Origin of the sequence: Streptomyces sp. NBC_01214, assembly GCF_026340975.1 — a bacterium.
Lineage (GTDB): Bacteria > Actinomycetota > Actinomycetes > Streptomycetales > Streptomycetaceae > Streptomyces.
The window spans coordinates 1,240,746-1,254,050 of record NZ_JAPEOS010000003.1 but is presented as its reverse complement, the minus strand read 5'-3'; the positions used below and the strand labels follow the sequence as shown (position 1 = coordinate 1,254,050).

The window sequence follows — 13,305 nt, the reverse complement described above, 5'->3', positions numbered from 1 at the left end:
GGACGACTTCACCACCAGGAGGCATCGTGGCCGCCAGGCGCGACAGAACGCACTATCTCTACATCGCGGTGATCGGCGCGGTGCTGCTCGGCATCGCCGTCGGCTTCGCCGCCCCCGGCGTGGCCGTGGAGCTCAAACCGCTGGGCACCGGCTTCGTCAACCTCATCAAGATGATGATCTCGCCCGTGATCTTCTGCACGATCGTGCTGGGCATCGGATCCGTGCGCAAGGCCGCCAAGGTGGGTGCCGTGGGCGGGCTCGCCCTCGGCTACTTCATGGTCATGTCCACGGTGGCGCTGGCCATCGGCCTGCTGGTCGGCAACCTGCTGGACCCCGGCAGCGGGCTGCACCTGACCGAGGCCGCGCGCAGTGCGGGCGAGGCGCAGGCCAAGGCCGGCGGGGCCGAGAGCACGCCGGAGTTCCTGCTCGGGATCATTCCGACCACGCTGGTGTCCGCCTTCACCGGGGGCGAGGTGCTGCAGACGCTGCTGGTGGCACTGCTCTGCGGATTCGCGCTCCAGGCCATGGGCACGGCGGGCGAGCCGGTGCTGCGGGGCATCGGGCACGTCCAGAAGATGGTCTTCCGGGTACTCGCGATGATCATGTGGGCGGCTCCGGTGGGCGCCTTCGGGGCGATCGCGGCGGTGGTCGGGGCCACCGGCATCGACGCGCTGAAGTCCCTCGCCGTCATCATGATCGGCTTCTACACGACCTGCCTGGTCTTCGTGTTCGTGGTCCTCGGCACGCTGCTCCGGGTGTGCACCGGGGTCAGCGTCTTCGCCCTGCTGCGCTATCTGGGACGGGAGTTCCTGCTGATCCTCTCGACCTCCTCCTCGGAGTCGGCGCTGCCCCGGCTGATCGCGAAGATGGAGCACCTGGGGGTCTCCCGGCCGGTCACCGGGATCACCGTGCCGACCGGATACTCCTTCAACCTGGACGGGACGGCCATCTATCTGACGATGTCCTCGCTGTTCGTCGCCGAGGCGATGGGCAAGCCGCTGGCGCTGGGCGAGCAGATCTCGCTCCTGCTGTTCATGATCATCGCCTCGAAGGGTGCGGCCGGCGTCACCGGCGCGGGCCTGGCCACCCTCGCCGGCGGACTGCAGTCGCACCGGCCGGAACTGGTCGACGGCGTCGGGCTGATCGTGGGCATCGACCGGTTCATGAGCGAGGCCCGGGCCCTGACGAACTTCGCGGGCAACGCGGTCGCAACGGTGCTCATCGGGACGTGGACGAAGGAGCTCGACCACGCGCGCGCCCGTGAAGTCCTCGCAGGACGGCTGCCGTTCGACGAGAGCACGCTGGTGGACGACGGGCACGGGGCACCGCAGCAGGACGCACCTGCGCGGTCCTCCGCGGCCGACGGCTCCGATGGCTCCGATGGCTCCGATGGAACCCCGAGTTCCGTACCGCAGCCCTCGGTCACCCCCAAGGACGGGGTGCCGGTCTAACCGGCACGCCCCCACGGGCCGACCGGGCAGGGCTCGCCCCCACGGTGCCCAGCCCGGTCGGCCCGCCGCATTCTCCGTACTTGCACCCATAGTCGGTATTCGGCCACCGATATCCGAACCCCCCGGCTGTAAAAGGTACTTCCGTAGCAGGCCGTGTGCATGACATCTTGCGTCCACCACTCGTTTCGTTCGACCCGGCCTGACCACCGGGTCTTCGGAGGACGCATTGATACCCCACATATCCAGCCGACCTCGACGTACCCTCGTGCTGGCCGCCACGCTCGGCGCGGCACTCGCTTTCGGGGCCCCCGCCGCGCTCGCCGGCACGGCCCCCGTCTCGCCGGGCGGCTCCTCGGCCCCCGCCCCCGCGGCGGCCCCCAAGGCTGCGGCCCCGACTTCCCAGAGTGCGACCTGGGTTGCCGGTACCCGTGCCTACCTCGTCATCACGGCCCCCGGTGACACCACGGCGGTGCGGGGTGCCGTAACCGCCAACAGCGGCACGGTGTTCCAGTACTACGACGCGATCGGCGTGATCGTCGCCCACTCCGCGTCCGGCTCCTTCGCCACCACCATGCGCGGTGTGAGCGGCGTCCAGCAGGTCGGCGCCACCCGCACCTCGGACGTGCCGGCGGACGCCTACAACCCGGCGCTGCCCGCCAACCCGACGCAAGCCACGACGCCTTCGGGCGAGCCGGTCCGCGCGGACATGACCCAGATCAAGGCCGACCAGGCCTGGGCCGTGACCACCGGTTCCGCCTCCGTCAAGGTCGGCATCCTGGACACCGGTGTGGACGACCAGCACCAGGACCTGGCCCCGAACTTCAACGCGGCGGACTCCGCCTCCTGTGCCTACGGCAAGCCGGACACCCGTACGGGTGCCTGGCGGGACGTCGGCACCCACGGCACGCACGTGGCCGGCACGGTCGCGGCCGCCAAGAACGGCAAGGGCGTCATCGGCGTGGCCCCGGGCGTGAAGATCTCCTCGGTGCGCATCGCCGAGCCGGGCTCCTCGCTCTTCTTCGCCGAGAACACGGTCTGCGGCTTCATGTGGGCCGGTGACCACGGCTTCAAGGTCACCAACAACAGCTACTACACGGACCCGTGGCAGTTCAACTGCCCGGACAACGCCGACCAGGCCGCGATCATCGAGGGCGTCAAGCGCGCCCAGGAGTACGCCGAGGGCAAGGGCTCGCTCCAGGTCGCAGCGGCCGGCAACTCCAACCTCGACCTGGCCAACAAGACGACCGACACCGAGAGCCCGAACGACTCGACGCCGGTCACCCGCACCATCACCAACGCCTGCCTGGACATCCCGACCGAGCTCCCGGGCGTGGTCACGGTCTCGGCCATGGGCACCACCGCGAAGGCCTCGTACTCCAACTACGGCCTGAACGTCGTCGACGTGACGGCCCCCGGCGGCGACACGGTCGGCGTCTACAGCACCCTGCCGGGCGGCAAGTACGGCTCCATGAGCGGCACCTCGATGGCGTCCCCGCACGTCGCCGGTGTGGCGGCGCTGCTGGTCAGCACCAACCCGGGCATCACCCCGGCGCAGCTGCGCGACAAGCTGGCCACCCAGGCAAACGACGTCGCCTGCCCGTCGGACAGCCGCTGCAAGGGCACCACGGCGAAGAACGGCTTCTTCGGCGAGGGCCAGGTCGACGCGCTGAAGGCCGTCGGCAGCACCCCGCCGCCCGGGAAGTACTTCGAGAACACCGGTGACGTCGCCATCGGCGACAACACCACGGTGGAGAGCCCGATCACCGTCAGCGGTGTCACCGGCAACGCCCCGGCCACCCTCAAGGTGGGCGTGAACGTCGTGCACACCTACATCGGTGACCTCAAGGTCGACCTGGTCGCGCCGGACGGCACCGTCTACACCGTGCACAACCGTTCGGGCGGCAGCACGGACAACATCAACCAGGTCTACACCGTGAACGCCTCCTCCGAGGTCGCGAACGGCACCTGGAAGCTGCGGGTCAACGACAACGCCGGCGGCGACACCGGCAAGGTCGACTCCTGGAACCTGACCTTCTAGGAGGTCCTCCAGACGTCCTGCTAGCGCTGGAGCACGTCGGCGAGCCAGTCGAAGACGACGTCGCAGTGCTGCTGCGGGGCCATCGGGGAGCAGTGCAACTGCGCCCCGGTGGCCTCTGTCAGTTTCACGTACTCGCGGCGCGTGCGCAGGAGGTCGTACATCTGCTGCGGCTGGCCCGGGTAGAACAGCTCGAAGTCGTAGTCCAGGACGAGCGTCGGGGCCTTGATCCTCCCGACCACCTTGGTGATGTCGAGGCCCATGGCCACCTGCGCCGGGGTCCAGATGTCCGTGGGCACGACGCCCTCACGGGCCTGGCGCAGTGCCTGCCCGTCGAAGATCTCGAAGCGCTTCTTGACGGTGAAGGCGAGCTCCGGAGTCAGTTCCGGGACGACCTCCTCGTTCCAGACCCGGTTGGTCTCCTCCTTGTCGGGGGTGACGATGGCGCGCAGCTCCGCGTCGAAGCCCAGCCAGGGGCTGACGCAGCCGGGCTGGCAGGCGACGGCGGCGAGCCGGTGCTCGAAGGCGGCGGCGCGGGCGACCAGGTTGCCGCCCATGCTGAGGCCGGTGAGCGCGATCCGGCCGCCGTCCACGTCCTTGCGGTGCTCCAGCCAGTCGATGAGCGGGGCGACCACCTTCTCCCAGCGGGTGGTGAAGGGGATCTCCTCCACGAACAGCAGCTGCCCCTGGCCGGGTCCGTCGTACACGAGGGCGTTCCAGCCCCGGCCGAGGGCGGCGGCCACGCCGTAGGTCCACATGTCGAGGTTCTGGCCGTCGCTGCCGTTGGTGAGGATCACGGTGGGGCGCGGCTCGGCGGGACCGTCCGGACGGAAGAACCACACCGGCAGGTGGGTCTTGCCGTACGGGACCTTCGCGCGGACGGCGGCCGGTGAGCAGAGCTCGGCGAAGGTGTCCCAGGCTCCCCGCCCGGCCAGGTAGACGGCCTCCTCGTCACCGGGGTGGTCGGTGCCGAGCACGTAGAAGAGCGCCTGCGCGTAGTACTGGGCGGCGCGCAGGGACCGGAAGCGGCGGGTCTGCGAGGGGGTCCCGTGGCCGTGGCGGCCGGCAGCCGGGGGCGCGGCGAGCCGGTCCCCCCAGGCGCGGAAGGTGTCGCTGAACGTCTGCTCGGACAGACCCGCCGCATTGATGGTGTTGACCGCGGTCAGCACCTCGCCCACCTCGGAGGCACGCATGCCGGCGGCGCCGAGCGCGAGCAGGCCCGCGAAGTTGAAGCCGGGATCGGCGAAGAGCTTCATCGCTCCGGGTGTGGGATCCACGGCCTTGCCGGACGGCTTGGGCGCGGCGGCCGCGGTGCGGGCCCCGCCCCCGACGGCGAGCGCCCCGGCCCCCGCGGCGAGCCCGGTCAGGGCCGCGCGGCGGGTGAGTGCGGAGGGCTGGTGCGGTGTACGAGCGGTCATGCAGCGGACCGTACGCGGGGCCCGTGGCGGGCCGGGGCGAGGCGCGCCCTCCCTTGCTCCGAACGGCCGCGCGCCGACCGGGGCCGTCGGGCCGCCTGTCGTGCCGTCTGCCAGGCCGTCTGCCGGGCCCGCCGTCAGCCCGTCCGCCGCCCGGTCCGCAGTACGCAGTCGCCGCAGAGCCCGCCTCCGGGGACCTGGTAGTAGAGGCAGCAGCTGCGCCGTACGAACGCCACCCCGAGCCCCTCCTCGTGCACGAAGGTGCCGGTGCCCGCCAGTGCTCCGCCGTCGGCCAGCAGGGCGCCCGCCAGCTCCACGGCCGCACCGCCCGGCACCCGGTCGATGAGCACGCGCAGCGCCCCGACGAGCCCGGACGCCGCGTTCCCCCGAAGGACCTTCGGCGAGACCCCGAAGCGCTCGCGCAGACCCTCGTCGAGCACCGCCAGGTTCGCCAGGACGTTCTCCCCGAGCGCCCCGGCCGGCAGGCCGGGAGCGGGCTCGGGCAGCCAGAGCTGGAGCGATCCCGCGTCCGGCAGTCGCCACCACACCCGGTCGGCGGCCAGGTCCGGCACCCGGCCCGCCAGCGCCGCGCACCCGAGCCCCAGGGACCAGAGCCGGGAGACGATCCCGAACTGTGCGGTCGAGGCGGCCACCCGGCCCGGTCCGGTGCCGATCCGCCGGCCCACCTCGGCCACGTACGGCCCGAGCTGCTCCCCGTACAGCGCGGTGAGCGGCCGGAAGCCGGGGCCGGGCGGTTCCTTCCCGTAGGGGACCGTGAAGAAGGGTCCTACGGCGGCCAGTCGCCGCAGTACTTCGTCCATACCCGAAATGATCTCAGCGGCGCGGGACCGGGGTCGGGCCGGGTCCCGGGTCAGGCCGGGTCCGGGGTCGCCCCTTCGAGGACCTCCAGGTAGTGCGGGTTGCGCATGATGCCGAGCACGTTGCCGAAGGGGTCGGTGACGGCCGCCGTGACGAAGCCGGCGTCGCCGTGCGCGGTCACCGGCTGGTACTCCGTCGCCCCCAGGTCCAGGAGCCGCCCGTGGACCGCGGGAAGATCGTCGACGGCCCAGTACGCCACCGCGCCGCCCGGGTCCTTCGCCGCGCCCGGCGGGGCGTAGCGGCGGTCGACGATGCCCAGCTCGTGCTGGTAGTCGCCGAAGCGGAACTCGGCGTATCCGGGCCGTTCGAAGTACGGGGCGATCCCGAGGAGCTCGGTGTACCAGGCCTTCGCGGCCTCCAGGTCGTCGGCCCAGAAGTTGATCGTCGCAAAACCTCGCAGCATGAACGCCCTCCTCGACTCACGGAAGCACCGCACCGACTCTACGGCGGCTCTGCGGGAGCCGTACCGGACCCGGGTGGCGCAGTCGTACTCCTCCCGTGATCGGACCGCTCACGGACACACCACCGACGACCATGCGTTCGACGGTCGGGCGGGCCGGCGAAACGGCGGACCCGTCCGCGGGATCCCCCACTGGGGCCCTAGCCGGGAGCACCCGACTCCATCGACATCATCGCAGGTCAGGCATGATCGCACGGCAATCGACGGCGGCCGGGGCGGCCGTCTGGGGGGCCCACGCCGTGCGGTTGGAGGGATGTCCGTCGATCATGATTACGGGCCCTCCGGGGCCGGGACCCAAGTCCCCGGAAATCAGTGTCACGCCATTGCCAAATTGGGGGTTCATGAGAGGACTTTAAGGAGCTACATTGAGCCACTCGCGTTCACCTGACAGCCGGTTGCCTTTCACTCGTGTTTTGCACGGGGGGCGACGTCATGGACGCAGACTGTGCAACCACCCCACCGCCCAGAAGGACCGAAGGCTCCGTGCCCGTACCCGTACACCTCGCGGGCCGCACCGTGCGGCTCGAGCCCCTCGCCCCCCACCACACCGAGGCTCTGGCCGTGGCCGGGGCCGAGGATCGTACGACTTACGCCTTCACTCCCGTGCCCCACGGGGTGCAGGCGTCACACGAGTACATCGAACGTGCCCTCGCCGATCAGGCAGCGGGTCGATCGCTCCCGTTCGCGGTGGTCAGAGCCACCGACGGGCGGGTCGTCGGTTCGACCCGGTTCCTGGAACTCGACTACTGGCAGGGGCCTCTGGTCTGGCCCGCCGTGCCCGGAGTCCCGTTCGGCGATCCGGCGACGGCGATCCCCGATGCCGCCGAGATCGGCAATACCTGGTTGTCCCCGGGCGCCCAGGGAACCGGCATCAACACCGAGGCGAAGCTGCTCATGCTCCGCCATGCCTTCGAGACCTGGGGGGTACGGCGCATCTCGTTGCGCGCGGACGCGCGCAACGGCCGGTCGCGGGCCGCCATGGAACGTCTGGGCTTCACCTGCGAGGGGGTCCGCCGGGCCCATTCGCGGGGGCTCGACGGCGCCGTCCGCAGTACTGCCTTCTACTCGATCCTCGACGAGGAGTGGCCGGCCGTGCGGTCGATCATCGAGCTGAGGCTGTCGGCGGGCGCGCAGCGCAAGCGGCGCCGCAAGACCCTGATCCCCGCGTAACCGCGTCCAGCCGGACCGAAGAACGGAAGGACGCTCCTGCCCCGGCCCTCGCCGCGGCCTCCTCAGCCGAGGAAGGCCGGGGCGAGGGCCGAGTCCAGGAGCCGGGCGGGGGCGCCGCTCCCGTCGGCCGGTACGGCGTACAGGTCGGCGCCGAAGTCCCCCGGCAAGGCGTAGACGACGGTCCGGTCGTCGGTCCACACCACCTGGTCGTCCGCGCTGCGCTCCTCGGCGAGCGGGGTCTCGGCTCCGGACGCCAGGTCCAGGACGTACAGCCGCCACGGCGCCTCGGCCGGCAGGCCCGGCACGCGCTTCTTGAAGACCACCCGGGTCCCGTCCGGTGACAACGACGGGCACTCGACGTTCTCGCGCAGGGTGGTCACGGTGCGCTCGCCCAGGTCCCCGCGGACCAGGTGGGTCCGGCCGCCGGTGGCGAGGGTCGCGTAGAAGGTCCGCTCGTCGGCGGCGAAGGTGACCCCCCAGAAGTTGACGTCGGCGCTGCGGTACGGCTTGCCGTCCTTCAGGATCGTGAAGTCCTCCAGCGAGGCGTCGAGCGTGCCGGTGCGCAGGTCGAGCACCGAGGTCCGCGTCGAGAAGTTCGTACCCGCGTACGAGTCCCCGCCGACGAAGACGGTCCAGGCGGCGAGGTGCCCGCCCGGCGAGACCCGGGCCCGGGTGGGCAGACCGCCCAGCGGGTGTGCGGACACCTCCTTCAGGCGGGCGTCGAGGACGACGGCCCGGTAGCCCTCCTGAACCCCGCCGCGGTCCGCCTGGAGGCAGATCCCGGTGCCCCGGGCCGCGTGGAAGCGCAGGCAGCTCACCCCGGACGCGGTACGGGCCCCCTGTGGCGCGCCGGCCGCGACGGTGGCGAGCTCGTCCCGGTGCGGCCCCCAGGCCATGTTGCGGAAGACGATCCGCCGACCGCCGTCGCCCGGCGCCAGCGAGACCGCACCCGGGGCGACCTGCGGGCCGCCCGGTCGGGCGCGGTCCTTCTCGTCGGCGCGGGAGGAGGCCCGCACGACGGCGAGCACGCCCACGGCCGCGAGCAGGGCCACGGCGGTGACCAGGATCAGGATCCGGCGCTGGAGCGTCATGGGATGACTCCGGGGCGGGGTGGGGTTCCGGGGGGCGGCGCGGGGGCACCATACCCAGCGACCTGCACGAGGGCCAGGCACGGACGGGGGCGGGTCCGTGAACTCCACCGGCGCACGGGCGCCGGGCAATGGCCTCCCCCAGGGCACCCCAAGAGTAGGGAAAATACGGAACCCTGACATGCTTTCGTTCATCCTTCGAACGGAAGGACCCAGCAGTCAGACCACCCCGCCCCTCTGGGGCAGCACCAGCCGGAGAGCCACCGCACATGTCGTACGCACCCGACGGGCAGCAGTACCAGCCGTACCGGCCGGAAGGGCAGATCCCGCAGCCGCCCCACGGCGACCAGTACGGCCAGCCGTACGGACAGCAGCCGCCGCCCGGCCGCCCCCAGCAGCCGTACGGGCAGCAGGCGCAGTACGCACCGCAGGAGCAGTACGGGCAGCAGCCGCAGTACGAGGAGCCCGAGCCGCCGCGCCGCCGGTCGCGGGGACGCCGCTGGCTGATAGCGGGCGCCTCCGTGCTCGCGCTCGCCGGCATAGCCGCGCTCGTGCTGAACCACTACGAGATACCCCCGTTCACCGACAAGGGCTCCTCGGTGTCCTTCGGGCAGGCGCCCGCGGGCGGCAAGAAGAACGACGCTCCGCCGCCGAACTCCAAGATGCTCATGCCGACCGGGCCGGCCGCCGAGTTCAAGAACACGATGACCCTCCCCGACGGCACGCACGTGGCCGTCACCACGCTGGACGGCAAGAAGTCCGGTTTCAAGGGCAAGGTCTGGGTCTGGGCCCCCAAGGAGTACAACGACCCGAAGTTCGCCAAGAGCGGCTTCCCGGTCATGATCGCCCTGCCGGGCGGCGCCGGCTACCCGAGCAACTACTGGATGGGCACCGACCTCGGTCTCCAGACCAGCATCAGCAAGTGGTACGCGGAGGGCAAGAGCAAGCCGTTCATCCTGGCGATGCCGGTCCTCAACCCCGCGCCGGACGACAAGGGCATCTACTGGGACGGCTCCGACATCCCCGGCCAGCCCAAGATGGGCACCTGGCTGACCGAGGACGTCCCGGATCTGATGAAGGCGAACTTCCGCACCGTCAAGTCCCGTGACGGCTGGGCCTTCATGGGCTCCTCCACCGGTGGATTCGCAGGCCTGAAGGCCGTGCTGAAGCACCCGGACAAGTTCAAGGCCGTGATCGCCTCCGGCCCGGACGTCGTCCCGGACTCCTCCCTGTGGAAGGGCCACGACAAGGAGAAGGCCGAGAACAACCCGGAACTGCTGGCGAAGCAGCTCATCGACACCAAGGGCCCGGAGGTCTACCTCGCCTTCCAGGTCGGCGACAGCGAGAACAACAAGAAGACCCTGCCCGACGTGCAGAAGTTCGTCGCCACCTACGGCAACAAGGGCCCCATCCATGCCGAGTTGAAGGTCATCAAGGGCGGCCAGCACAACGCCAAGACCTATGTGCCGAACATGGGCGAGGGACCGGTCCAGTACATCAGCAAGGTCATGGAAGGGCCGGTCGAGTAACCACCGACGCCCCCGCACCATCGAGCGACGGCCCGCCGAACACCTTCGGCGGGCCGTCGCCGTTCCAGGCCGCCCAGCCCGGGCGGCCCGTCACCGCGAACCGCACCCAGGCCTCGTGCATCTCGTCCGCCAGCGCCTGCGGGGTGTCCGGACCGGCCAGCCAGGCGGCCTCCGGCACGGCGAGCGTGTCGAACACGAAGCCCAGCTCCAGGGCGTGGCAGGAGCCCAGACCCGGAACGCCGGAGGGCCAGCCGAACTCGTACAGGAAGCTCGGCGCCGCCCGCCGCGCCCCGGCGAGCCGGCGCAGCGGATCGCGCAGCAGCCGGTCGGTGAGCAGCTGTCCGGCGACCTCGGCAGCGCTCGCCGCGGGCAGCGCGGCGCGCAGCGCACGCACGGCCGCCCGGTCCTTGCCGGAGCGGGCACGGGCCAGCGCCACGGCGACCGGACCCAGCCGGTCCAGCAGCCGCATCCCGCCGGTGGGGGCGAGCCACAGCCGGTACTCGTCACGGGTCCAGCCGAGGAGCAGCGGCACCTCGCTGGAGGCGGCCGCGGCGCACAGGATGTCGAGGGGGTCGGCCGGGATCGTGTCCGGGTCGGTGACCAGACCGAAGGCGGGTCCGCCGAGGAGGGGACCCGATCTGCGCAGGACGGCCGCCTGGGCGGCCATCAGGTCGGGCAGGGAGGCGGCGGTGAAGGCCGCGGCGGTGGCTTCCACCTTCAGCAGCGAGGCCATCCGCCGGACCATGGCGCGCACCCGGGGGCGCGGCAGGGCCTCGGGGGCCCCGCTCTGCAGGACCGCCCGGTGGAAGAGGCCGACCGCGCGCGGGGCGGCCAGGAGGGCGCCGATGCTGATGGCCCCGGCGGATTCGCCGAAGACGGTGACCCGGTCGGGGTCCCCGCCGAAGGCCCCGATGTTGTCGCGGACCCATGCGAGGGCGGCGATCTGGTCCAGCAGGCCGCGGTTGGCCGGGGCGTCGGGGAAGAGTCCGTAACCGAGGACGCCGAGGCGGAAGTTGAAGGAGACGAGCACGACCCCGTCGCGGGCGAAGGCGGAGCCGTCGTACACGGGGACGGCCGCGGAGCCGCGGGTGTGGGCCCCGCCGTGGATCCAGACCATGACGGGCAGTCGGGCTCCGGGGGCCGGATCGGGAGTCCACACGTTCACGTTCAGGCAGTCGTCCCCGGGGATCACCGGGTCGGGGAGCAGGGCGGCGAAGGCGTCCGGGTAGGGCACCTTGGGCGCGGTCGGCCCGTAGGCGCCGGCATCTCGTACGCCGTCCCAGGCGGCCGTGGGCGCGGGCGCCGCGAAGCGCAGGGCTCCGACGGGCGGGGCGGCGTACGGGACGCCTTTGAAGACGGCGGTCCCCCCGGGCCCGGTCCGGCCCTCGACGACTCCGGCCGCCGTCTTGACCTGCGGCCGGCGGTGGCCGTCGGCGGCGCCCTCTGCGCTCATCTCGTCCTCCTGCGATGACGGTGCCGGTCACACCGTCGCACCGTCGCACAGCCGTCCAACGGGTGACAAGGCGTGACCGGGCCCACGCCCGGCCCGGTTGGACGGGCATGCGATTCCTGCGTATCCACCATGCCGTGCCCGTCGCCCTGCTGCTCGCGGGCGCCGCGCTCGTGTCCGGCCCGGCCCTGGCCGCCGGGGCGGACTTCCAGTACGTCGGCCAGGACGACCGGGTCCACGGCCTCACCGCGCCGAGGGGCTGCGTCGAGGCGGAGGGCGGCGGCGCCCGGGCGGTCACCAACGGGACCGGTAGCTCGGCGACCCTCTTCGAGGGTCCACGGTGTTCCGGCCGGGCCCTGCGGGTCCTGCGGCCCGGGGAGGTCGGCCAGGTGCGGCCGTACTTCGCCTCCGTCCGGTTTTCCGTCACCGGGTAGGCGCACGGGCCGTGACCCCTTGGCCTCCCCCGCGTTGTATGCCATGTCAAATGCCACAGAGATCCTGTGGCGCCCCACACATCTCACGAGGAGATCTTGATGTCGCGTATCGCGAAGGCATTCGCCATCACCGCTGTCACCGGTAGCGCCGTGGTCGCCGGTGCGGGTCTGGCTGTCGCCGATGCCGGAGCGCACGGTGCGGCGGTCGGCTCCCCCGGTGTCCTGTCGGGCAACCTGCTCCAGGTTCCGGTGCACGTCCCGGTCAACGTCTGCGGCAACACCGTGAACGTGATCGCCCTGCTGAACCCGGCGTTCGGCAACACCTGCGTCAACGCCTCCGGCGGCGGCGGCAACCACCACACCCAGGGTGGCGACTACGGCCACTGATCGACTGATCGGCTGATCGCCTGATGGATGGAAGGGCCCCCGCCGGGTGGCGGGGGCCCTTCCCCTGTGTCCGCACGTCCGCACCTCCGCGCGCACGGCGGGTACGCACCGGGCCGCGCGCGTCATTCGTAGCGGTACAGGCCCTGGTGGCCGGACATCTCGCGCGGGGTGACGTTCCACGGCGGCATCGGCTCATCGAGGGCGATCACCCGGCCGCGTTGGAGGTCGCCCAGGGCGAGCGGAGCGGCGGGCAGGTAGCCGGAGCCGGGGTGCTTGGCCTGCCAGCGGTCCCAGATCAGGTCGACGAAGGCGTGGTGCAGCCAGAACGCCGGGTCGTTGGGCGCCGTCCCGCCGGTCATGTGGCCACCGATCCACTGGTGGACCTTGTTGTGGTTGCGCCAGCGCTCGCTCCTGGGTGCCGACCAGCCCTCCAGCTTGTTGCGGAAGCCGCCCGCGGTGGCCGTGGAGTCCCAGGGCGAGACGTCGTAGGTCGGGTCGTCGATCGCCCACTGGAGTTCGGCCGCGGTGGGCAGGGTGATCGGATTCTGCGGCCGACCGAGGTTGCGGGTGAGGAACGCGGACTCGGTGATGCCCACGGTCACCGTCCAGTTGCCCGTGTCGTAGGCGAACGGCCCGGTCATCACCTTGCGGTCGCTCGCCCGGCCGGTGCCGCCGAGGAAGTCGTCGGCCCAGAGGGAGGAGACCGGGCTGGTGTCGGCGGTCCAGTCCCAGTACGGGACGCTCACGCCGGGGTCGATCTCCTGCAACTGCCGTTCGAACTCCAGCAGATAGCGCCGGTGCCACGGGAAGAAGGACGGGGACATGTGCCCGACGCGCAGCTTGCGGTCGCGGTCGGGCACGAAGTACTTGTCGTGGGTGCGCACGAGGGCGTCGTAGGCGCCGCTGCGCTTGAGCTCCAGGACCGCCGCCGTGAAGCGCTTCTTCTGGGCGCCGGTGAGGTTCTTCTGGTTCTGCCGGGTGTGCAATGCGGGGTTCCTCCCGTTCCC

12 protein-coding genes are annotated in these 13,305 nt (G+C 71.6%); 6 read left to right on the top strand and 6 right to left on the bottom strand.

The window, feature by feature from the left end; translation table 11 throughout:
• Positions 1-26: 26 nt before the first annotated feature.
• Both OG594_RS42025 and OG594_RS42020 read left to right on the top strand, forming a co-directional pair.
• Positions 27-1,451, top strand: coding sequence for a cation:dicarboxylase symporter family transporter (locus OG594_RS42025; protein WP_266607653.1), 1,425 nt, complete (start codon positions 27-29; stop codon positions 1,449-1,451).
• A gap of 265 nt (positions 1,452-1,716) precedes the next feature.
• On the top strand, positions 1,717-3,489 hold the full coding sequence (locus OG594_RS42020; RefSeq protein ID WP_266607652.1) for a S8 family serine peptidase: 1,773 nt from the start codon (positions 1,717-1,719) through the stop codon (positions 3,487-3,489).
• A 20-nt stretch (positions 3,490-3,509) separates the two neighbouring features.
• Here OG594_RS42020 and OG594_RS42015 read toward each other — a convergent pair whose 3' ends face one another.
• The 3 genes from OG594_RS42015 to OG594_RS42005 all read right to left on the bottom strand — a co-directional run bounded on the left by OG594_RS42015 (position 3,510) and on the right by OG594_RS42005 (position 6,183).
• Entirely contained in the window at positions 3,510-4,904 is a 1,395-nt protein-coding gene (locus OG594_RS42015) for a S9 family peptidase (RefSeq protein ID WP_266607651.1), read from the bottom strand.
• Between the two features lie 134 nt (positions 4,905-5,038).
• Positions 5,039-5,722, bottom strand: a complete 684-nt coding sequence (locus OG594_RS42010) for a (2Fe-2S)-binding protein (protein ID WP_266607650.1) — start codon at positions 5,720-5,722, stop codon at positions 5,039-5,041.
• 50 nt (positions 5,723-5,772) lie between these two features.
• On the bottom strand, positions 5,773-6,183 hold the full coding sequence (locus tag OG594_RS42005; RefSeq protein WP_266607649.1) for a VOC family protein: 411 nt from the start codon (positions 6,181-6,183) through the stop codon (positions 5,773-5,775).
• 540 nt (positions 6,184-6,723) lie between these two features.
• On the opposite strand from OG594_RS42005, the gene OG594_RS42000 reads away from it, so the two are divergent.
• A complete protein-coding gene (locus OG594_RS42000; protein WP_150261243.1) occupies positions 6,724-7,410 on the top strand; it encodes a GNAT family N-acetyltransferase in 687 nt (228 codons plus the stop codon).
• A gap of 62 nt (positions 7,411-7,472) precedes the next feature.
• On the opposite strand, the gene OG594_RS41995 is transcribed toward OG594_RS42000, so the two are convergent.
• Entirely contained in the window at positions 7,473-8,501 is a 1,029-nt protein-coding gene (locus tag OG594_RS41995; RefSeq protein ID WP_266607648.1) for a hypothetical protein, read from the bottom strand.
• Between the two features lie 266 nt (positions 8,502-8,767).
• Between OG594_RS41995 and OG594_RS41990 the strand changes: the two genes are divergently transcribed.
• Entirely contained in the window at positions 8,768-10,027 is a 1,260-nt protein-coding gene (locus OG594_RS41990) for an alpha/beta hydrolase-fold protein (protein WP_323185444.1), read from the top strand.
• Here OG594_RS41990 and OG594_RS41985 read toward each other — a convergent pair.
• Positions 10,005-11,480, bottom strand: a complete 1,476-nt coding sequence (locus OG594_RS41985) for a carboxylesterase/lipase family protein (protein ID WP_266607647.1) — start codon at positions 11,478-11,480, stop codon at positions 10,005-10,007. The genes OG594_RS41990 and OG594_RS41985 overlap by 23 nt on opposite strands.
• 107 nt (positions 11,481-11,587) lie before the next feature.
• On the opposite strand from OG594_RS41985, the gene OG594_RS41980 reads away from it, so the two are divergent.
• Entirely contained in the window at positions 11,588-11,911 is a 324-nt protein-coding gene (locus OG594_RS41980) for a hypothetical protein (protein WP_266607646.1), read from the top strand.
• 99 nt (positions 11,912-12,010) lie between these two features.
• A complete protein-coding gene (locus tag OG594_RS41975; RefSeq protein WP_266607645.1) occupies positions 12,011-12,298 on the top strand; it encodes a chaplin in 288 nt (95 codons plus the stop codon).
• A gap of 122 nt (positions 12,299-12,420) precedes the next feature.
• Here OG594_RS41975 and OG594_RS41970 read toward each other — a convergent pair whose 3' ends face one another.
• The gene (locus OG594_RS41970) at positions 12,421-13,284 is read right to left on the bottom strand and encodes a tyrosinase family protein (RefSeq protein ID WP_266607644.1); all 864 of its coding nucleotides are present in this window, start codon (positions 13,282-13,284) and stop codon (positions 12,421-12,423) included.
• Positions 13,285-13,305 lie beyond the last annotated feature (21 nt).